The 21,372-nt window shown below is 40.0% G+C and carries 20 protein-coding genes, 4 pseudogenes and 1 other annotated feature; of the genes and pseudogenes, 21 read left to right on the plus strand and 3 right to left on the minus strand.

Annotated features, from left to right (window positions below):
- Nucleotides 1-338: hypothetical protein (locus HT708_RS07440; RefSeq protein WP_172926215.1), on the plus strand; the 338-nt coding region annotated here is incomplete at its 5' end.
- Here HT708_RS07440 and HT708_RS07445 read toward each other — a convergent pair.
- Both HT708_RS07445 and HT708_RS07450 read right to left on the minus strand, forming a co-directional pair.
- Nucleotides 331-1,413: a DEAD/DEAH box helicase gene (locus HT708_RS07445; protein WP_172926216.1), complete on the minus strand. Its 1,083-nt coding sequence runs from the start codon at nt 1,411-1,413 to the stop codon at nt 331-333. The two genes, HT708_RS07440 and HT708_RS07445, sit on opposite strands and share 8 nt — an antisense overlap.
- Complete coding sequence (locus HT708_RS07450; protein WP_000915857.1) at nt 1,410-2,387, minus strand: Gfo/Idh/MocA family oxidoreductase; 978 nt, start codon at nt 2,385-2,387, stop codon at nt 1,410-1,412. The genes HT708_RS07445 and HT708_RS07450 overlap by 4 nt, the downstream gene beginning before the upstream one ends.
- Nucleotides 2,388-2,583: 196 nt before the next feature.
- On the opposite strand from HT708_RS07450, the gene HT708_RS07455 reads away from it, so the two are divergent.
- The 9 genes and pseudogenes from HT708_RS07455 (at nt 2,584) to HT708_RS07490 (ending at nt 12,212) form a co-directional block, all read left to right on the plus strand.
- A complete protein-coding gene (locus HT708_RS07455) occupies nt 2,584-3,558 on the plus strand; it encodes an Rpn family recombination-promoting nuclease/putative transposase (RefSeq protein WP_172925572.1) in 975 nt (324 codons plus the stop codon).
- Nucleotides 3,559-3,563: 5 nt separating this feature from the next.
- Nucleotides 3,564-3,674 (plus strand): annotated as a pseudogene (locus HT708_RS11885) (flagellar assembly protein H domain protein); the annotation flags it as partial.
- 487 nt (nt 3,675-4,161) lie between these two features.
- A complete protein-coding gene (locus tag HT708_RS07460; RefSeq protein WP_000998387.1) occupies nt 4,162-4,761 on the plus strand; it encodes a DUF6088 family protein in 600 nt (199 codons plus the stop codon).
- A gap of 234 nt (nt 4,762-4,995) precedes the next feature.
- The gene (gene pgdA, locus HT708_RS07465; protein ID WP_054393103.1) at nt 4,996-6,387 is read left to right on the plus strand and encodes a peptidoglycan-N-acetylglucosamine deacetylase PgdA; all 1,392 of its coding nucleotides are present in this window, start codon (nt 4,996-4,998) and stop codon (nt 6,385-6,387) included.
- A gap of 114 nt (nt 6,388-6,501) precedes the next feature.
- Nucleotides 6,502-7,344, plus strand: a complete 843-nt coding sequence (locus HT708_RS07470) for an aldo/keto reductase (protein WP_001099666.1) — start codon at nt 6,502-6,504, stop codon at nt 7,342-7,344.
- Between the two features lie 272 nt (nt 7,345-7,616).
- Complete coding sequence (locus tag HT708_RS07475; RefSeq protein WP_172926217.1) at nt 7,617-8,378, plus strand: elongation factor Tu; 762 nt, start codon at nt 7,617-7,619, stop codon at nt 8,376-8,378.
- A 368-nt stretch (nt 8,379-8,746) separates the two neighbouring features.
- Entirely contained in the window at nt 8,747-9,664 is a 918-nt protein-coding gene (gene glyQ / locus HT708_RS07480; protein WP_023936433.1) for a glycine--tRNA ligase subunit alpha, read from the plus strand.
- Nucleotides 9,665-9,875: 211 nt separating this feature from the next.
- Nucleotides 9,876-11,912 carry a glycine--tRNA ligase subunit beta gene (gene glyS, locus HT708_RS07485; protein WP_000164732.1) on the plus strand — a complete coding sequence of 679 codons (2,037 nt, stop codon included), beginning with the start codon at nt 9,876-9,878 and terminating at the stop codon, nt 11,910-11,912.
- Between the two features lie 42 nt (nt 11,913-11,954).
- Nucleotides 11,955-12,212 (plus strand): DUF896 family protein, encoded by a 258-nt coding sequence (locus HT708_RS07490; protein ID WP_000371298.1) that lies wholly within the window; start codon nt 11,955-11,957, stop codon nt 12,210-12,212.
- Nucleotides 12,213-12,311: 99 nt separating this feature from the next.
- On the opposite strand, the pseudogene HT708_RS07495 reads toward HT708_RS07490, so the two are convergent.
- A pseudogene (locus HT708_RS07495) lies at nt 12,312-12,521 on the minus strand (FAD:protein FMN transferase); the annotation flags it as partial.
- A 37-nt stretch (nt 12,522-12,558) separates the two neighbouring features.
- Between HT708_RS07495 and HT708_RS07500 the strand changes: the two are divergent.
- From HT708_RS07500 to HT708_RS07545, 11 genes and pseudogenes are all read left to right on the plus strand, one after another.
- Nucleotides 12,559-13,342, plus strand: a pseudogene (locus tag HT708_RS07500) (IS5 family transposase).
- Between the two features lie 145 nt (nt 13,343-13,487).
- Nucleotides 13,488-13,706 carry a hypothetical protein gene (locus HT708_RS11890; RefSeq protein ID WP_033605204.1) on the plus strand — a complete coding sequence of 73 codons (219 nt, stop codon included), beginning with the start codon at nt 13,488-13,490 and terminating at the stop codon, nt 13,704-13,706.
- Nucleotides 13,707-13,738: 32 nt separating this feature from the next.
- Nucleotides 13,739-14,332 carry an ABC transporter ATP-binding protein gene (locus HT708_RS07505; protein WP_000939894.1) on the plus strand — a complete coding sequence of 198 codons (594 nt, stop codon included), beginning with the start codon at nt 13,739-13,741 and terminating at the stop codon, nt 14,330-14,332.
- Nucleotides 14,329-15,515, plus strand: a pseudogene (locus tag HT708_RS07510) (hypothetical protein). Before HT708_RS07505 ends, HT708_RS07510 begins: the two are co-directional and overlap by 4 nt.
- Nucleotides 15,516-15,669: 154 nt before the next feature.
- Nucleotides 15,670-15,801: a sequence feature (ribosomal protein L20 leader region), on the plus strand.
- Between the two features lie 15 nt (nt 15,802-15,816).
- A complete protein-coding gene (gene infC, locus HT708_RS07515) occupies nt 15,817-16,347 on the plus strand; it encodes a translation initiation factor IF-3 (RefSeq protein ID WP_000848180.1) in 531 nt (176 codons plus the stop codon).
- Between the two features lie 32 nt (nt 16,348-16,379).
- Complete coding sequence (rpmI, locus tag HT708_RS07520; protein ID WP_001125943.1) at nt 16,380-16,580, plus strand: 50S ribosomal protein L35; 201 nt, start codon at nt 16,380-16,382, stop codon at nt 16,578-16,580.
- Between the two features lie 51 nt (nt 16,581-16,631).
- The gene (gene rplT / locus HT708_RS07525) at nt 16,632-16,991 is read left to right on the plus strand and encodes a 50S ribosomal protein L20 (protein ID WP_000124834.1); all 360 of its coding nucleotides are present in this window, start codon (nt 16,632-16,634) and stop codon (nt 16,989-16,991) included.
- A gap of 57 nt (nt 16,992-17,048) precedes the next feature.
- Complete coding sequence (locus tag HT708_RS07530; protein ID WP_000157153.1) at nt 17,049-17,429, plus strand: VOC family protein; 381 nt, start codon at nt 17,049-17,051, stop codon at nt 17,427-17,429.
- Nucleotides 17,430-17,677: 248 nt separating this feature from the next.
- Nucleotides 17,678-18,478 (plus strand): dihydroorotate dehydrogenase electron transfer subunit, encoded by an 801-nt coding sequence (locus tag HT708_RS07535; RefSeq protein WP_172926218.1) that lies wholly within the window; start codon nt 17,678-17,680, stop codon nt 18,476-18,478.
- A complete protein-coding gene (locus HT708_RS07540) occupies nt 18,441-19,427 on the plus strand; it encodes a dihydroorotate dehydrogenase (RefSeq protein WP_172926219.1) in 987 nt (328 codons plus the stop codon). The genes HT708_RS07535 and HT708_RS07540 overlap by 38 nt, the downstream gene beginning before the upstream one ends.
- Before the next feature lie 41 nt (nt 19,428-19,468).
- The gene (locus HT708_RS07545) at nt 19,469-21,370 is read left to right on the plus strand and encodes a glucosaminidase domain-containing protein (protein WP_172926220.1); all 1,902 of its coding nucleotides are present in this window, start codon (nt 19,469-19,471) and stop codon (nt 21,368-21,370) included.
- The last annotated feature ends 2 nt before the right edge of the window (nt 21,371-21,372 follow it).

The following is a 21,372-nucleotide window of genomic DNA, read 5'->3' on the forward strand; positions in this document are numbered from 1 at the left end:
GTTTTGAGGTTGTAGATAGAACTGACGAAGTCAGCTCAAAACACTGTCTTGAGGTTATAGATAAGACTGACGAAGTCAGCTCAAAACATGGTCTTGAGGTTGTAGATAGAACTGATGAAGTCAGCTTAAAACACTGTCTTGAGGTTGCAGATAGAACTGACGAAGTCAGCTCAAAACACTGTCTTGAGGTTGCAGATAAGACTGACGAAGTCAGTAACCATACATACGACAAGGCGAAGCTGACGCGGTTTGAAGAGATTTTCGAAGAGTATAAAATTGAATTGCTTATAAAAAGCTCCATACACTGGATGTGTATAGAGCGATGGGGCTTTATTTAATATAGAGTTCTTGATTTTTCAAGAAAATTTCACGTACGCTCGCAAATTTCTTAAGTTTTTTAAGTTCTTCTGGATGAGTGACGAGAGTGATAACATAACCTTCCTTGCCCATACGGCCAGTACGGCCAGCACGGTGAGTGTAGGTTTCAATATCTCTAGGAATATCAAAGTTTACGACACATTCTAGGCTATCGATATCAATTCCACGTGCCAGAAGGTCTGTTGCTAGAAGCAGGGTTAGTTGCTTGTCTTTAAACTTTTCTAAGATGACTTTTCTAAATTTGACATTAACATCACTAGCGAGAGAAACAGCCAAGATATCCCGATACTGTAATTTTTCCTCTGCACTTCCAAGGTCTGATAGGCTGTTAAAGAAGACCAGACCGCGGAAATCCTCCACATGAGCTAGTTTTCGTAGCATATCCACTCGGTGACGTTGGTCTACCTGCATATAGAAATGTTGGATGTTATCCAGTTTTTGGTCAGAGAGATCAATGGTACGTGTGTTTGGCGCAATCTTTTCTTGGTCAAACTTAGTCGTCGCACTCATATAGACGAGTTGGTGGTCACGCGGTGCGTAGTGAGTGATTTTCTCAACAAAGTGAATCTGAGAATCATCTAGCAATTGGTCGAATTCATCCAGGATGATGGTTTCCACATTCATCATCTTGATTTTTTTCAATTTAATGAGTTCAAAGATACGTCCAGGAGTTCCAATCAGAATTTCTGGTCCTTTTTTTAGGCGTTCAATCTGGCGTTTCTGGCTCGAACCTGATAAGAAGAGTTGGGGAGTCAAGCCGATAGTCTCAGCCCACGTTTTACATACATCAAAAATCTGTCCAGCAAGCTCTGTATTTGGTGCTAGAATCAAGAGTTGCTGCGCTTTTTTCTTTTGTAGTCTGAGAAGACTTGGTAGGAGGTAAGCTAGGGTCTTACCGGTTCCTGTCGGGCTCACTCCTAGAAGATTTTCTCCTGCAAGAATGGGCTCAAATAGTTGAGTTTGAATGGGGGTAAATTCTTGGAAACCGAGTTGGTCACTTAGTTCTTGCCATTCAGTAGGTAGTTTGCTTTTCATTTTTCTGCCTCAAATCTAATGCCAGCAGTCTGGCGCATGGTATATAGTAGCTCATGAACAGAGCCTGCATCATCCAGCCAAGTCTGGTAGAGTGTCTGGTCTGGTTGCTGAATCATGTGTGCAAATGCAGTGACTTCCTCAGTCATCGTATGAGGAGCCTGTTGAATAGGGAGCTGGACTTGATTGCCTTGGTGGTCGGTAAAAATAGCTGAGCGAATATGCTCAATCGTGTTGAGGGTCAAGGTTCCATTTGTTGTGTAAATTTCGCAAGGAAGATTGGAAGTGATGTTTTTCCCAGCCTTGATATGAACTTGAAAGTCAGGGTAGAAGAGGATACCGTCTCCATTTAGGTCCATGCTATTGTCAAGCTGTTGAGCCATGTAGGTTGCGTCCTCAGCCTTTCCAAAGAGACGAACGGCAGCGTAGAGAGGATAAATCCCCAAATCCATAAGTGCTCCACCAGCAAAACGCTCTGAAAAGACATTGGGCGTATGCCCAGCCAACAAGTTAGGCATTTTGGAAGAATATTTGGCATAGTTGAAATCTGCCCCCAAAATTTGTTTGTCTGCTAAAAAGTTTTTGATGATAGTGAAAGCTTTTTCATGGTAATTACGAGCTGCTTCAAAGATAAAACAGTGATTTTTTTCAGCTGTTTGAACCAAATCCGGCCAGTCTTGTGGCTGAGTGACAGCTGGCTTTTCAAGAATGACATGTTTACCTGCAGACAAGGCAGCCTTTGCCTGAGCAAAATGCAAGGAGTTTGGACTGGCAATATAGACTACATCGAAGGAGCTCTTGAAGAAGTCTTCTAATTGATCAAATAGTTGGATATCCTGATAGCGAGAAGCAAAGGTTGCTGCGGTTTCAAGTTTCCTAGAATAGACTGCGACCAGCTGGTATTTCCCACTAGCATGGGCTGCTTCTATGAAGTGGTGGCTGATATCGCCAGTGCCAATGATACCTAATTTAAGCATAAATACTCCTTTTCTGATTTTAAATCCTTCTTTCATTATAACATAGATAGACGGGACTATCCAACAGAGGGGAAAAATTTCAAATAAGCGATTAGCTTTCTTCTGAAGAAAAGCTTTCTTTTACGAATAAATAGATAGAAGCATCAAATCTAGCAAATTAGATTAAAAAATGTGCTATAATAGAAGGAGGAGAAGGATGATTCTAAGACATCCGGGCATCAGCCCAACTAATGACTTGGTTGCTAAGAAGATTTTTAGTAATCCAGAAATCACTTGTCAATTTATTCGCGATATGTTGGATTTACCAGCAAAAAATGTGACCATTTTGGAGGGAAGTAATATTCATGTACTACCTTCCCTGCCTTACTCGGCGCAGGATTTCTATACCAGTATAGACGTCTTAGCGGAGTTGGATAATGGAACGCAAGTTATCATTGAGATTCAGGTACATCATCAGAATTTTTTCATCAATCGCCTGTGGGCTTACCTATGCAGTCAGGTCAATCAAAATCTTGAAAAAATTCGCCAAAGAGAAGGTGATACCCACCAGAGTTACAAGCATATCGCACCAGTATACGCTATCGCAATCGTGGACAGCAATTATTTCCAAGATGACTTGGCTTTCCATAGCTTTAGTATGCGAGAGGACACGACAGGTGAGGTTTTAACAATTACAAATAACGGACAAGAAAACCATCTGGTTAAGATGGCATTCTTGGAATTAAAAAAATACAGAGAAACCAGCAAAGACAAGGTTCGCAAGCCGTGGTTAGAGTTTTTTGGGAACAAACCCTTTACCCAGCATCCCGAGCGAGCCATCAGTCAAGCAGACCAACTGCTGGACTACAAGAGCTGGTCCGAGGAGGACAGAAAGATGTTTAGTGAACAACGCAGGCGAGAAGAACAAGCCATGTTAGCACAGGACTATGCCTTAGAAACTGCTAGGGCGGAAGGGATTGAACAAGGACTGGAGCGCGGTCTTGAACGTGGGCGAGCTGAGGGCATTGAACAGGGAATTGAACGTGGACGAGCTGAAGGCATCGAACAGGGATTAAAAGTAAGTTTAGCAAATCTAGTTCGTCAAGGTCTTCTAACACCTGAGGTTGCGAGTGAGCAATTAGGCATGACTGTGGCTGAGTTTGAAGAACTATTGAAAGAGCATCATAAATAAGACCTAAAAAATACAGAGAAACCAGCAAAGACGAGGTTCGCAAGCCGTGGTTGGAGTTTTTTGGCAACAAGCCCTTTACCGAGCGAGTCATCAGCCAAGTAGACCAACTGCTGGATTAAAAATTAGGAAATATCGTGTAGAAAATAGTAACAGATTTTATCTCTTTGTGGGATGAAGTCTGTTTTTTTGTATGATGGGCAGGTTCTACATCTGAGTGGCAAGTTCTCCGTAGGTATCCGCTATTGGTTAATGCATAGCATATCTGAATGAAATAAGAACTAAACAAATCAGTCAGGAAAGTCAAAGTAATTTCTATTATAGTAGATTGAAACTAGAATAGTGCGCCTCTACTTCTAAAACATTGTTAGAAATCGATTTGACTGTCCTGATCGAATCGTCCTATTCTTATTTCATTTTACAATATAAAAGAAATAAATACGGCTGACTATCCTGATTTTTATAATCAAGCGATTACTGAAATAAGAAATGGGATAAAATAGATAGAGATGTTACATAAGAAATTGTAAGAGGTCTGTTCCCTCTTGATAAAATGACTCTCGCACCCAAAATAGCATCATATTCGGTGCAAAGGAGGTGCGATAGATGAACGATAAGCAGGAAATAGTAAACAGGATAGAAAATTTTGAATCGAATCAAGTTTTTATAGCAAATGATTTCTTTGAAATTGTAGGATATGAAACTGTTCGTAGTACATTAAATCGTCTTGTAAAAGACAAAAAGGTTACTCGCATTTTGAAAGGTATTTATTATAAACCAAAATATATAGAACTGATTGGAGAGTATGCAATGGCCTCTGTGGATGAAGTTGCTGATGCTATTGCTAGAAAATATAATTGGACCATTGCTCCATCGGGAAACACAGCCCTTAATTTACTTGGTCTATCTACGCAGGTACCAGCAAAATGGATCTATATATCAGATGGAAGATATGCCAGTTTTAATGTTGGTAAGGCAAGAATAGAATTTAAGCATAGAAATAATGGAGATATTTCAAATATGTCAACCTTAACTGCAATGGTGATACAATCTGTCAAGGCAATGGGGAAAGAGAACATTACTTCTCAGCAGATTGACTACTTACGGAAAAAATTATCTGAAGAAGAAAAGTCAACATTACTAGCTGAAGGTAAAACTACAAGTGTCTGGGTATATAGTATTATCAAGAAAATATCAGAGGTATAGGGATGTTTGAGGATAAATCGACTGGGAAAAATAAATCAATTTCTCAGAATGTTTTTAGAAGTGACGGTGTCTATTCTAGCTTCAATCTACTAGAAATTCCATAGATAGAAAACTAGATGGTTCCTATAGATAGGGCTGATCTAGTTGATGTGAGATGCTTTGGCTTGCTAGAGGAATTGTGGATTGCCAAACTGTATCATTGAAATTATTGCTTAAATTTGTTATGATATAAATATGAATAAAAGTAGACTGGGACGTGGCAGACACGGGAAAAAGAGACATATATTATTGGCTTTGATTGGTATTTTAGCAATTTCTATTTGCCTATTAGGCGGATTTATTGCTTTTAAAATGTATCAGCAAAAAAGTTTTGAGCAAAAGATTGAATCGCTCAAAAAAGAGAAAGACGATCAATTAAGTGAGGGAAATCAGAAGGAGCATTTTCGTAAGGGTCAAGCCGAAGTGATTGCCTATTATCCTCTCCAAGGTGAGCAAGTGATTTCCTCTGTTAGGGAGCTGATAAATAAAGACATTAAGGACAAGCTAGAAAGTAAGGACAATCTTGTTTTCTACTATACAGAGCAAGGAGAGTCAGGTTTAAAGGGAGTCGTCAATCGTAATGCGACCAAACAAATCTATGATTTAGTTGATTTTAAGGTTGAAGAGACTGAAAAGACCAGTCTAGGAAAGGTTCACTTAACAGAAGATGGGCAACCTTTTACACTTGACCAACTGTTTTCAGATGCTAGTAAGGCTAAGGAACAGCTGATAAAAGAATTGACCTCCTTTATAGAGGATAAAAAAATAGAGCAAAACCAGAGTGAGCAGATTGTAAAAAGCTTCTCTGACCAAGACTTATCTGCATGGAATTTTGATTATAAGGATAGTCAGATTATCCTTTATCCGAGTCCTGCGGTTGAAAATTTAGAAGAGATAGCCTTACCAGTATCTACTTTCTTTGATGTTATCCAATCTTCGTACTTACTCGAAAAAGATGCGGCCTTGTACCAGTCTTATTTTGATAAGAAACATCAAAAAGTTGTCGCTCTAACCTTTGATGATGGTCCAAATCCAGCAACGACTCCGCAGGTATTAGAGACTCTAGCTAAATATGGTGTTAAAGCCACTTTCTTTGTGCTTGGGAAAAATGTTTCTGGGAATGAGGACTTGGTGAAAAGGATAAAATCTGAAGGTCATGTTGTTGGAAACCATAGTTGGAGCCATCCGATTCTCTCGCAACTCTCTCTTGATGAAGCTAAAAAACAAATTACTGATACTGAGGATGCGCTAACTAAGGCGCTGGGTTCTAGTTCAAAACTCATGCGTCCGCCTTATGGAGCCATTACAGACGACATTCGCAATAGCCTCGATTTGAGCTTTATCATGTGGGATGTGGATAGTCTGGACTGGAAGAGTAAAAATGAAGCATCTATTTTGACAGAAATTCAGCATCAAGTAGCTAACGGCTCTATCGTTCTGATGCATGATATTCACAGTCCGACAGTCAATGCCTTGCCAAGGGTCATTGAGTATTTGAAAAATCAGGGTTATACCTTTGTGACCATACCAGAGATGCTCAATACTCGCCTAAAACCTCATGAACTGTATTATAGCCGTGATGAATAAGCAAGAAAAAATAGGTTCTGTCAGATATGTGATAGACTTATTTTTTACAAAAGATAGTACTAATTAGCAAAAAAATTATGCTATAAATGATAAATAAAATAGAAGGAGAAGCATATGAATACCTATCAATTAAATAATGGAGTAGAAATTCCAGTTCTAGGATTTGGAACTTTTAAGGCTAAGGATGGAGAAGAAGCCTATCGTGCAGTGTTAGAAGCCTTGAAGGCTGGTTATCGTCATATTGATACGGCGGCGATTTATCAGAATGAAGAAAGTGTTGGTCAAGCAATCAAAGATAGCGGAGTTCCACGAGAGGAATTGTTCGTAACTACCAAGCTGTGGAATAGCCAACAAACCTATGAGCAAGCTCGTCAGGCTTTTGCAGAGTCTTTAGCGAAGTTGGGCTTGGATTATTTGGATCTGTATTTGATTCATTGGCCAAATCCAAAACCGCTTAGAGAAAATGACGCATGGAAAATCCGAAATGCTGAGGTCTGGAGAGCGATGGAAGACCTCTATCAAGAAGGCAAGATCCGTGCTATCGGCGTTAGCAATTTTCTTCCCCATCATTTGGATGCCTTGTTTGAAACAGCAAAAATTCTTCCAGCGGTCAATCAAGTTCGCTTGGCGCCAGGTGTGTATCAAGAGGAAGTCGTAGATTACTGTCGAGAAAAAGGAATTTTATTGGAAGCTTGGGGCCCTTTTGGTCAGGGAGAACTATTTGATAGTAAGGAAGTCCAAGAAATCGCAGCAAATCATGGAAAGTTTGTTGCTCAGATAGCCTTAGCCTGGAGCTTGGCAGAAGGATTTCTACCACTTCCAAAATCTGTCACAGCCTCTCGTATTCAGGCTAATCTTGATTGCTTTGGAATTGAATTGAGCCATGAGGAGCGTGAAACCTTAAAAGCGATTGCTGTTCATTCTGGTGCTCCACGAGTTGATGATGTGGATTTTTAGAAAATCATAAAAAGAATTGTACATTGTTCTAATTTTTGATATAATAGTCAGCAGGAAAGAAAGTCTTATGGCGTTCTTCAAGCGAGCTTGGGATAGTGGGAGCCAAGTAGGGCAAAATAAAGTGCTGGCGCTTTCTGTAGTATTTTCAAAAACAATGAAGTAATAAATTAGGGTGGAACCGCGTTTCTGACGCCCCTAGGTTAAATCAACCTAGGATTGTCGGACGCGGTTCTTTTGCTTATTCAGTCTATTGTGTGAAAGAAAGGAGAGACGTGGAAAACCTTTATCTTGTAAAAGACGATAGTCAACTAGCTACATTTCGTGATTTTGTAGTAAGAAATACTGAAAAGTTGAAAGATTATCAATCTTTTTTAAAGAATGAACTTGCAGTCTGTGATTTACCGCAAGCCGTTATTTGGTCAGATTTTAATGCTGCTACACAGATTATTAGGGAAAGCGCTGTTCCAGCCTATACAAATAATAGACGAATGGTTATGACGCCTGATTTAGCTGTTTGGAAAGAGTTATATTTGTATCAGTTGATGGACTACAAGTGTTCTCAGCAAACTCAAGCAATAGAAAGTCACTATCATTCTTTATCTGAAAATTTCCTCTTACAGATTGTAGGACATGAGCTAGCTCATTGGTCGGAGCATTTTTTAGATGATTTTGATGGTTACGACTCTTATATCTGGTTCGAAGAGGGAATGGTTGAATATATTAGTCGCAAGTATTTCTTGACAGAAGAGGAATTTCAAGCGGAAAAAATTTGTAATCAATCTCTTGTAGAACTTTTTCAGAAGAAGTATGGTTGGCATTCATTGAATGATTTTGGTTCTTCGACCTATGATAAGAACTATGCAAGTATTTTTTACGAATACTGGCGTAGTTTTTTGACAATAGATAAGTTGGTAGAAAATCTAGGTAGTGTACAAGCGGTCTTCGATTCTTATCATTTATGGGCAAATACAGATAAAACTCTTCCCTTGTTAAATTGGTTTGTTCAACAGAAATTAATTGAAAAAGAAATATAAAAACTAAAGGAGTAAACAATGTCTAAGAAATTAACATTTTACTGCGTCAGTGGCAGAGACCTCCTTACAGTCGGGCTACCCCACACTCAGCACTAGAGTGCCTGAGCTAGACGCAGTACTAACTCGTCTTGCCTCGTATGATCGACGAGGCAGACTCGTGTCGCAAGTAATTTATATAAAAAGGAGTAAACAATGTCTAAGAAATTAACATTTCACTGCGTCAGTGGCAGAAACCTCCTTACAGTCGGACTGCCCTACGCTCAGCACTAGAGTGCCTGAGCTAGACGCAGTACTAACTCGTCTTGCCTCGTATAATCGACGAGGCAGACTCGTGTCGCAAGAAATTATTTTTTATTAAGGAGTATTCAATGTCTAAGAAATTAACATTTCAAGAAATTATTTTGACTTTGCAACAATTTTGGAATGACCAAGGTTGTATGCTCATGCAGGCTTATGATAATGAAAAAGGTGCGGGAACGATGAGTCCTTACACTTTCCTTCGTGCTATCGGACCTGAGCCATGGAATGCGGCTTATGTAGAGCCATCACGTCGTCCTGCTGACGGTCGTTACGGGGAAAACCCTAACCGTCTTTACCAACACCACCAATTCCAGGTGGTCATGAAGCCATCTCCATCAAACATCCAAGAACTTTACCTTGAGTCTTTGGAAAAATTGGGAATCAATCCTTTGGAGCACGATATCCGTTTTGTTGAGGACAACTGGGAAAATCCATCTACTGGTTCAGCTGGTCTTGGTTGGGAAGTTTGGCTTGATGGGATGGAAATCACTCAGTTCACTTATTTCCAACAAGTCGGTGGATTGGCAACTGGCCCTGTGACTGCGGAAGTTACCTATGGTTTGGAACGCTTGGCTTCTTACATCCAAGAAGTAGATTCTGTCTATGATATTGAGTGGGCCGATGGTGTAAAATACGGAGAAATCTTTATCCAGCCTGAGTACGAGCATTCAAAATATTCATTTGAAATTTCGGATCAAGAAATGTTGCTGGAAAACTTTGATAAGTTTGAAAAAGAGGCTGGTCGTGCCTTGGAAGAAGGCTTGGTTCACCCTGCCTATGACTATGTTCTCAAATGTTCACACACCTTTAACCTGCTTGATGCGCGTGGTGCCGTATCTGTAACAGAGCGCGCAGGCTATATCGCTCGTATCCGTAACTTGGCCCGAGTTGTAGCCAAAACCTTTGTCGCAGAACGCAAACGCCTAGGTTACCCACTTTTAGATGAAGCAACACGAGTTAAACTCTTAGCAGAAGACGCGGAATAAAGAAAGTGACAAATTACGAAAATGGGCGAACAGTGTGAGCCCTGAACCAGTTGCAGCAGTGATGAAGGTATCCTTAGTGAAACTAAGGATACTAGGCAAAATTGGAGACTTTTGGCTCCAATTTTAGCAATGAAACAACGAAGTTGGTTGCTTGCGTACCAATCACATAAGGCAAACTGGAAAATAAAAAGATATTTTTCGGAGAAAAAACATGACAAAAAACTTATTAGTAGAACTCGGTCTTGAAGAATTACCAGCCTATGTTGTCACACCAAGTGAAAAACAACTAGGCGAAAAAATGGCAGCCTTTCTCAAGGAAAACCGCTTGTCTTTTGAAGCTATTCAGACCTTCTCAACACCACGTCGTTTGGCTGTTCGTTTAACTGGTCTTGCAGACAAACAGTCTGATTTGACAGAAGATTTTAAGGGGCCAGCAAAGAAAATTGCATTGGATAGTGATGGAAACTTCACCAAAGCAGCTCAAGGATTTGTCCGTGGGAAAGGCTTGACTGTTGAAGATATCGAATTCCGTGAAATCAAGGGTGAAGAATATGTCTATGTTACCAAGGAAGAAATTGGTCAAGCAGTTGAAGCCATTGTTCCTGGTGTTGTAGATGTCTTGAAGTCCTTGACTTTCCCTGTCAGCATGCACTGGGCTAACAACACCTTTGAATACATCCGCCCTGTTCACACTTTAACTGTTCTTTTAGATGAAGAAGAGTTTGATTTGGATTTCCTTGATATCAAGGGAGGGCGTGTGAGCCGTGGCCATCGTTTCTTGGGACAAGAAACTAAGATTCAGTCAGCATTGAGCTATGAAGAAGACCTTCGTGCACAGTATGTAATTGCAGATCCACGTGAACGTGAGCAAATGATTGTTGACCAAATCAAGACAATCGAAGCTGAGCGTGGTGTAGGTATCGAGATTGACGCTGATTTGCTGAATGAAGTCTTGAACTTGGTTGAATACCCAACTGCCTTTATGGGAAGTTTTGATGCTAAATATCTTGAAGTTCCAGAAGAAGTTTTGGTGACTTCAATGAAGGAACACCAACGTTACTTTGTTGTCCGTGATCAAGACGGTAAACTATTGCCAAACTTCATTTCTGTTCGTAATGGAAATGCAGAGCATTTGGAAAATGTTATCAAAGGAAATGAAAAAGTCTTGGTCGCTCGCTTAGAAGATGGTGAATTCTTCTGGCGTGAAGATCAAAAATTGGTCATTTCAGATCTTGTTGAAAAATTAAACAATGTGACCTTCCATGAGAAGATTGGTTCCCTTCGTGAACACATGATTCGTACGGGTCAGATTGCTATTCTCTTGGCAGAAAAAGCAGGCTTGTCAGCGGATGAAACAGTTGACCTAGCCCGTGCAGCAGCAATTTACAAGTTTGACTTGTTGACAGGTATGGTTGGTGAATTTGACGAGCTCCAAGGAATTATGGGTGAGAAATATGCCCTTCTTGCTGGTGAAACTCCAGCAGTGGCAACTGCTATTCGTGAACACTACATGCCTACATCAGCTGAAGGAGAACTTCCAGAGAGCAAGGTTGGTGCAGTGCTTGCTATTGCAGATAAATTGGATACGATTTTGAGTTTCTTCTCAGTAGGTTTGATTCCATCAGGTTCTAATGACCCTTATGCCCTTCGTCGTGCGACGCAAGGTGTAGTTCGTATATTGGATGCCTTTGGTTGGCACATTGCTATGGACGAGCTGATTGATAGCCTTTATGCTTTAACATTTGACAGCTTGACTTATGAAAATAAGACAGAGGTTATGAACTTTATCAAGGCTCGTGTTGATAAGATGATGGGTTCTACTCCAAAAGACATTAAGGAAGCCGTTCTTGCAGGATCAAACTTTGTTGTGGCAGATATGTTGGAAGCAGCAAGTGCTCTCGTAGAAGCAAGCAAGGAAGAAGACTTCAAACCATCCGTTGAATCACTCTCTCGTGCCTTTAACTTGACTGAGAAGGCAGAAGGAGTAGCCACAGTTGATTCAGCTCTCTTTGAGAATGAAGAAGAGAAAACCTTGGCAGAAGCAGTAGAATCACTCGTTTTGTCAGGGACTGCCAGTCAGCAATTGAAACAGCTCTTTGCTCTTAGCCCAGTCATTGATGCATTCTTTGAGAATACCATGGTTATGGCTGAAAATGAAGCAGTCCGTCAAAATCGTTTGGCAATCTTGTCTCAATTAACCAAGAAAGCAGCTAAACTTGCACGTTTTAACCAAATCAATACCAAATAAAATCTGTTAAACGGATTAAATCTTATCATAAAGGAGAGAAACATGGATCCTAAAAAAATTGATCGTATCAATGAGCTTGCCAAAAAGAAAAAAGCAGAAGGCTTGACATCAGAAGAAAAAGTGGAACAAGCTAAACTACGTGAGGAGTACATTGAAGGTTATCGTCGCTCTGTTCGTCACCACATTGAGGGAATCAAAATTGTGGACGAAGAAGGTAATGATGTTACACCAGAAAAACTACGTCAGGTACAACGTGAAAAAGGATTACATGGTCGTAGTCTTGATGATCCAAATTCATAATATGTATTCTTTCTTTTTTAAAACTAAATGACTATAACATGAGATTTCCTTTCTCTTTTTACATAATACAATTTTAAAACTCCATTGAAACAGTTGTCTCTATAGAGTAGGAATTCCTGAAGAACAGCTTAGGTGACCTTCTTTATCGATGAGGATGGCTTCGATGCCCTCAAAACTTTCGACTTGCCAGAGGATAGAAGCATGTCTTTCTCCAAAGAGTCGAGTCGTTCAGATTTCGCCATCGACTGATTTATCAGAGATGATTGTTAGACTCGCTAGTTCCGTTTCAACAGGATATCCTGTTTGATTAGACTTCCTGCGAAACAATATATGGTAGAATAGTTCTATGAATTATGAAGCAAGTAAACAACTAACTGATGCACGATTTAAGCTCCTGGTTGGTGTTCAGCGCACGACTTTTGAAGAGATGTTAGCTGTATTAAAAACAGCTTATCAAGGTAAACACGCAAAAGGGGGACGAAAACTCAAATTAAGCCTAGAAGACCTTCTTATGGCCACTCTTCAATATGTGCGAGAATACCGCACTTATGAACAAATTGCGGCTGATTTTGGTATTCACGAAAGCAACTTAACCCATCGGAGTCAATGGGTTGAAGTAACTCTTGTTCAAAGTGGTTTTACGATTTCAAGAACTCCTCTCAGTTCTGAGGACACGGTAATGATTGATGCGACGGAAGTAAAAATCCATCGCCTTAAAAAACAATTAGCGAATGATTCTGGTAAAAAGAAATGCCGCGCTATGAAGGTTCAAGCGATTGTCACAAGTCAAGGGAGAATTGTTTCTTTGGANNGATATGAAGTTGTTCAAAATGAGTCGCAGAAATATCGGACAAGCTGGTAAAATCTTGGCTGACAGTGCTTATCAAGGACTCATGAAGATATATCCTCAAGCACAAACTCCGAGGAAATCAAGTAAACTTAAGCCATTAACTCTTGAAGACAAAGCCTGTAACCATGCACTATCTAAGGAGAGCAGCAAGGTTGAGAATATTTTTGCCACAGTAAAAACGTTTAAAATGTTTTCAACAACCTATCGAAATCATCGTAAACGCTTCGGATTACGAATGAATTCGATTGCTGGCATTATCAATCATGAACTAGGATTCTAGTTTTGCAGGAAGTCTAGTAGTAAAATAAACTAAAAATCTGTTGCATAATAATGATAAAAACGATATAATGAAAGCGTCTTCGATATTGATGATATAAAATCATTAAAAATTAGCAAAAATCGTTTAATTAGTTAGTTTATAATCTATTGGTCTTCTTCAGTCCAGTGTATCTGCTAAGACCGTTCTTAAAAGTTATCGCTATGATTGGAATACCTACTATAGGTATAGTATGAATTACCACAGATATGGATATATTGTCATTCCGGAATGGTCTTCTTATTATAGCTATTCTGAGTATAAAGTTGGCGGAGGCTGGAACTACGATCGTTATGAGGTAGTAAACCATTACAAAGGAGGCTATTGATCCTTAAAGAGTGAGAAAAAGGAGGACTGGATATGTTACAGCTTACTCATGTGACCTTAAAAACGCGACAAGTCATCTTACAAGATGTAGATTTCACCTTTGAAAAGGGCAGTATTTATGGCGTTCTTGCTATCAATGGCTCTGGAAAGACGACCCTGTTCCGCACCATTAGCAACTTAATTCCCATAAGTAGTGGACATATCGCAGCTCCTCCTTCTTTATTTTATTATGAGAGCGTTGAATGGCTGGATGGAAACTTAAGTGGGATGGACTACCTTCGTCTTATCAAAAACATCTGGAAGTCAGGTCTGAACTTGAGGGATGAAATTGCCTATTGGGAAATGTCGGACTATGTCAGCCTTCCCATTCGCAAGTATTCCTTAGGCATGAAGCAACGCTTGGTGATTGCCATGTATTTCCTCAGTCAGGCCAAATGCTGGCTTATGGATGAGATTACAAATGGCTTAGATGAGTATTATCGACAGAAGTTTTTTGATAGGCTAGCACAAATCGATAGACAAGAACAGCTGGTTCTTTTAAGTTCCCACTATAAGGAAGAGTTGGTTGATGTCTGCGATAGAGTAATAACCATTCATCAGGGGCAGATAGAAGAGGTTCCGTTATGAAAGATATTAGCCTATTTTTATTAAAGAAAGTTTTCAAAAGTCGTTTAAACTGGTTTATCTTACTTTTATTTGCATCTGTACTCGGTGTTACCTTTTATTTAAATAGTCAGACTGCAAACTCACACAGCTTGGAGAGCGAGTTGGAAACCAGTGTTGTAAAATATGAGAGAATCATCAATGAAAATGAAGTGAAGCTTTCCCAAATGTCTGACACCAGCTCGGAGGAATACCAGAGTGTTAAAAGTAATTTAGACTTGCAAAAAAAAATTTTTTAACGCAAAAGAAAGAAATTTTGACTTTACTAAAAGAAGGACGATGGAAAGAAGCCTATTATTTGCAGTGGCAAGATGAAGAGAAGAATTATGAAGTTATGTCAAATGAACCGACTGCTAGCTCTGACTTTAAAATGGCGGTTGACCGCCAACGAAAGATTTACCAAGCCCTGTATCCCTTGAACATAAAAGCACATACTTTGGAGTTTCCGACCCACGGGATTGACCAGATTGTCTGGATTTTAGAGGCTATCATCCCAAGCTTGTTTGTGGTTGCTATTATTTTTATGCTAACGCAACTATTTGCAGAAAGATATCAAAATCATCTGGACACAGCTCAGTTATATCCTTTTTCAAAAGTGACATTTGCTTTATCCTCTCTTGGAGTTGGAGTGGGCTATGTAACTGTGCTGTTTATCGGAATCAGCGGATTTTCTTTTCTAGCGGGAAGTCTGATAAGTGGTTTTGGACAGTTAGATTATCCCTACCCGATTTATAGCTTAGTGAACCAAGAGGTAACTATTGGAAAGATACAAGATGTGTTATTTCCTAGCTTGTTCTTAGCTTTCTTAGCCTTTATCGTCATTGTGGAAGTAGTGTACTTGATTGCTTACTTTTTCAAGCAAAAAATGCCTGTCCTCTTTCTTTCACTCATTGGGATTGTTGGCTTATTGTTTGGCATCCAAACCATTCAGCCTCTTCAAAGGATTGCACATCTGATTCCCTTTACTTACTTGCGTTCAGTGGAGATTTTATCTGGAAGATTACCTAAGCAGATTGATAATGTCGATCTAAATTGGAACATGGGGATGGTCTTGCTTCCTTGCCTGATTATCCTTTTGTTAGTGGGGATTCTATTTATCGAAAGCTGGGGAAGTTCACGTAAAAAGGAAGTTTTTAATAGGTCTTAGCATTCTTATAAGGAAGTTAAGGAAAAACTAACATAGAGAGGGAATCAACTTGATTCTCTCTTTTTGATTCGAAAACCAAAATACAAACACAAACTTTTCAAAAAATAACTTTTTATCTTGACAAGAGCTAGAAAACTTGGTATCATATAAAAGTTGAGAAAAGCAGAAGTGAGAGCTTCTCGCCTTGTGACATTAAGTTGCCTGGCCCTACGGATGAAAAGTTTCGAAGAAACGCTATCATAACGTGCGGGCTTGTATATTTACGAGTCCGCTATTGTTTTTCTCTAATAAAACAAAAGAGGTGAAAACCATAGCAAAGCAAGACTTATTCATCAATGATGAGATTCGTGTACGTGAAGTTCGCTTGATTGGTCTTGAGGGAGAACAGCTAGGCATCAAGCCACTCAGTGAAGCGCAAGCTTTGGCTGATAACGCTAATGTTGACCTAGTATTGATTCAACCCCAAGCCAAACCGCCTGTTGCAAAAATTATGGACTACGGTAAGTTCAAATTTGAGTACCAGAAGAAGCAAAAAGAACAACGTAAAAAACAAAGCGTTGTTACTGTGAAAGAAGTTCGTCTAAGTCCAACAATTGACAAGGGTGACTTTGATACAAAACTTCGCAATGCACGTAAGTTCCTTGAAAAAGGAAATAAAGTTAAGGTATCTATTCGCTTTAAGGGTCGTATGATTACCCATAAAGAGATTGGTGCAAAAGTTTTAGCCGAGTTTGCTGAAGCAACTCAAGATATTGCCATCATCGAACAACGTGCTAAAATGGATGGACGTCAAATGTTCATGCAATTGGCGCCAGCGACTGACAAAAAATAATTGTCAGAAAGTTAAATAAAGGAGAAAAAATCATGCCAAAACAAAAAACACACCGCGCATCAGCTAAACGTTTCAAACGTACAGGTTCTGGTGGACTTAAACGTTTCCGTGCTTACACTTCTCACCGTTTCCACGGAAAAACTAAGAAACAACGTCGTCATCTTCGTAAAGCATCTATGGTGCATTCAGGAGATTACAAACGTATCAAAGCAATGCTTACTCGCTTGAAATAATAGCTTGACTGTAAGTAAACAATTCTAGGAAATATTTGGAGGAAATAAAACATGGCACGTGTTAAAGGTGGCGTTGTATCACGCAAACGTCGTAAACGTATTCTTAAATTAGCAAAAGGTTACTATGGAGCTAAACACATCTTGTTCCGTACTGCAAAAGAACAAGTAATGAACTCTTACTACTATGCATACCGTGACCGTCGTCAGAAAAAACGTGACTTCCGCAAATTGTGGATCACTCGTATCAACGCGGCAGCTCGTATGAACGGACTTTCATACTCACAATTGATGCATGGTTTGAAATTGGCTGAGATCGAAGTTAACCGTAAAATGCTTGCTGACTTGGCTGTTAATGATGCAGCAGCTTTCACAGCTCTTGCAGATGCAGCTAAAGCAAAACTTGGTAAATAACAACTGATGAGACTGGAACAGGATTGTCCAGTCTTTTTAAAAATAAAGGAGAAAAATATGGCTTCAAAAATGTTACACACTTGCTTGCGAGTAGAAAATCTTGAAAAATCAATTGCATTCTATCAAGATGCTTTTGGTTTTAAAGAATTGCGTCGCAGAGATTTTCCAGACCATGCCTTCACGATTGTCTATCTAGGTCTTGAGGGTGACGACTATGAGTTGGAGTTGACTTATAACTACGATCACGGTCCTTATGTGGTTGGAGATGGCTTTGCCCATATCGCCCTCAGTACACCTGATCTTGAGGCACTTCATCAAGAGCACAGTGCCAAAGGCTATGAAGTGACTGAGCCAAATGGTCTACCAGGAACTGCACCTAACTATTACTTTGTCAAAGACCCTGATGGCTACAAGGTCGAAGTCATTCGTGAAAAATAATCTCGTGAGGTCAAGTAGAATGTTCGTTTTCTACTTGACTTTTTTTAGCTGAAAGAGTATACTAATAAAAATTTAACCTTTAAGGGGAGTCCAGAGAGACTCACAAGGTGTCAGATAAAAGAATAGTACAATTTTCTAGAGGGGACTTTTTGAGTGTGCTCTCTTCTGTTGTACGATTTTAACTGAGGCCTTGCAATCGCAAGGTCTTTTCTTTATCTGGTCCCCTTAAAATTTAAGGAGGAAAAGTCATGAATCCCACATGTAAGAAACGTTTGGGTGCGATTCGATTGGAAACCATGAAGGTGGTTGCACAGGAGGAAATCGCGCCAGCAATCTTTGAATTAGTCCTAGAAGGGGAAATGGTTGAAGCCATGCGAGCAGGCCAATTTCTTCATCTGCGTGTGCCTGATGAGGCCCATCTCTTGCGTCGTCCTATTTCAATTTCGTCTATTGATAAGGTTAAGAAGCAGTGTCACCTTATTTACCGGATTGAGGGAGCTGGGACAGCTATTTTTTCAACCTTAACTCAGGGAGATACTCTTGATGTGATGGGGCCTCAGGGAAATGGTTTTGACTTGTCTGACCTAGATGAGCAGAGCCAGGTTCTCCTTGTTGGTGGGGGGATTGGTGTTCCGCCCTTGCTTGAGCTTGCTAAGGGATTGCATGCGCGTGGTGTGAAAGTAGTGACTGTCCTTGGCTTTGCTAATAAGGATGCTGTTATTTTGAAAACGGAATTGGCTCAGTATGGTCAGGTCTTTGTAACGACAGATGATGGTTCTTATGGCATCAAGGGAAATGTTTCCGTTGTTATCAATGATTTAGATAGTCAGTTTGATGCTGTTTACTCGTGTGGGGCTCCAGGAATGATGAAGTATATCAATCAAACCTTTGATGATCACCCAAGAGCCTATTTATCTCTGGAATCTCGTATGGCTTGTGGGATGGGAGCTTGCTATGCCTGTGTTCTAAAAGTACCAGAAAGCGAGACGGTCAGCCAACGCGTCTGTGAAGATGGTCCTGTTTTCCGCACAGGAACAGTTGTATTATAAGGAGAAAATTATGACTACAAATCGATTACAAGTGTCTCTACCTGGTTTGGATTTGAAAAATCCGATTATTCCAGCATCAGGCTGTTTTGGTTTTGGACAAGAGTATGCCAAGTACTATGATTTAGACCTTTTAGGTTCTATTATGATCAAGGCGACAACCCTTGAATCCCGTTTTGGCAATCCAACTCCAAGAGTGGCAGAGACGCCTGCTGGTATGCTCAATGCAATTGGCTTGCAAAATCCGGGTTTGGAAGTTGTTTTGGCTGAAAAGTTACCTTGGCTGGAAAGAGAATATCCAAATCTTCCTATTATTGCCAATGTGGCTGGTTTTTCAAAACAAGAATATGCAGCTGTTTCTCATGGGATTTCCAAGGCAGCTAATATAAAGGCTATTGAGCTCAATATTTCTTGCCCCAACGTAGATCACTGTAATCACGGGCTTTTGATTGGTCAAGACCCAGATTTGGCTTATGATGTGGTGAAAGCAGCTGTAGAGGCTTCTGATGTACCGGTTTATGTCAAACTAACTCCTAGTGTGACGGATATTGTCACAGTCGCAAAAGCTGCAGAAGATGCGGGAGCAAGTGGCTTGACCATGATCAATACTCTGGTTGGAATGCGCTTTGACCTCAAAACCAGAAAACCAATCTTGGCCAATGGAACAGGTGGAATGTCAGGTCCAGCAGTCTTTCCAGTAGCCCTCAAACTCATCCGCCAAGTAGCCCAAACAACAGACCTGCCTATCATTGGAATGGGGGGAGTGGATTCGGCTGAAGCTGCCCTAGAAATGTATCTGGCTGGAGCATCGGCTATCGGAGTTGGAACAGCTAACTTTACCAATCCTTATGCCTGCCCTGACATCATCGAAAATTTACCAAAAGTCATGGATAAATACGGTATTAGCAGTCTGGAAGAACTCCGTCAGGAAGTAAAAGAGTCTCTGAGGTAACCTGCAATCAATCTGTTCTTGATTTTTTATTAGTTTGTAATATGAATTTAGGAGAATTTTGGTACAATAAAATAAATAAGAACAGAGGAAGAAGGTTAATGAAGAAAGTAAGATTTATTTTTTTAGCTCTGCTATTTTTCTTAGCTAGTCCAGAGGGTGCAATGGCTAGTGATGGTACTTGGCAAGGAAAACAGTATCTGAAAGAAGATGGCAGTCAAGCAGCGAATGAGTGGGTTTTTGATACTCATTATCAATCTTGGTTCTATATAAAAGCAGATGCCAACTATGCTGAAAATGAATGGCTAAAGCAAGGTGACGACTATTTTTACCTCAAATCTGGTGGCTATATGGCCAAATCAGAATGGGTAGAAGACAAGGGAGCCTTTTATTATCTTGACCAAGATGGAAAGATGAAAAGAAATGCTTGGGTAGGAACTTCCTATGTTGGTGCAACAGGTGCCAAAGTAATAGAAGACTGGGTCTATGATTCTCAATACGATGCTTGGTTTTATATCAAAGCAGATGGACAGCACGCAGAGAAAGAATGGCTCCAAATTAAAGGGAAGGACTATTATTTTAAATCTGGTGGTTATTTACTGACAAGTCAGTGGATTGACCAGGCTTATGTGAATGCCACTGGTGCCAAAGTACAGCAAGGTTGGCTTTTTGACAGACAATACCAATCTTGGTTTTACATCAAAGAAAATGGAAACCATGCTGATAAAGAATGGATTTTCGAGAATGGTCACTATTATTATCTAAAATCCGGTGGCTACATGGCAGTCAATGAATGGATTTGGGATAAGGAATCTTGGTTTTATCTCAAATCTGATGGGAAAATAGCTGAAAAAGAATGGGTCTACGATTCTCATAGTCAAGCTTGGTACTACTTCAAATCCGGTGGCTACATGGCAGCCAATGAATGGATTTGGGATAAGGAATCTTGGTTTTATCTCAAATCTGATGGGAAAATAGCTGAAAAAGAATGGGTCTACGATTCTCATAGTCAAGCTTGGTACTACTTCAAATCCGGTGGCTACATGGCGAAAAATGAGACAGTAGATGGTTATCAGCTTGGAAGCGATGGTAAATGGCGTGGAGAAAAAGCTACAAATGAAAATGCTGCTTATTATCAAGTAGTACCAGTCACAGCAAATATCTATAATGCAGATGGTGAAAAGCTCTCCTATATATCGCAAGCTAGTGTTGTTTGGCTAGATAAGGATAGAAAAAGTGATGACAAGCGCCTGGCTATTACTATTTCTGGTTTGTCAGGCTATATGAAAACAGAAGATTTACAAGCGCTAGATGCCAGTAAGGACTTTATCCCTTATTATGAGAGTGATGGCCACCGTTTTTATCACTATGTGGCTCAGAATGCTAGTATCCCAGTAGCTTCTCATCTTTCTGATATGGAAGTAGGCAAGAAATATTATTCGGCAGATGGCCTGCATTTTGATGGTTTTAAGCTTGAGAATCCCTTCCTTTTCAAAGATTTAACAGAGGCTACCAACTACAGTGCTGAAGAATTGGATAAGGTATTTAGTTTGCTAAACATTAACAATAGCCTTTTGGAGAACAAGGGCGCTACTTTTAAGGAAGCCGAAGAACATTACCATATCAATGCCCTTTATCTCCTTGCCCATAGTGCCCTAGAAAGTGACTGGGGAAGAAGTAAAATTGCCAAAGATAAGAATAATTTCTTTGGCATTACAGCCTATGATACGACCCCTTACCTTTCTGCTAAGACATTTGATGATGTGGATAAGGGAATTTTAGGTGCAAGCAAGTGGATTAAGGAAAATTATATCGATAGGGGAAGAACTTTCCTTGGAAACAAGGCGTCTGGTATGAATGTAGAATATGCCTCAGACCCTTATTGGGGTGAAAAAATTGCTAGTGTGATGATGAAAATCAATGAGAAACTAGGTGGCAAAGATTAGTC

Origin of the sequence: Streptococcus sp. 3613, from assembly GCF_013277375.1 — a bacterium.
In the GTDB taxonomy this organism is placed as follows: Bacteria; Bacillota; Bacilli; order Lactobacillales; family Streptococcaceae; genus Streptococcus; species Streptococcus pseudopneumoniae.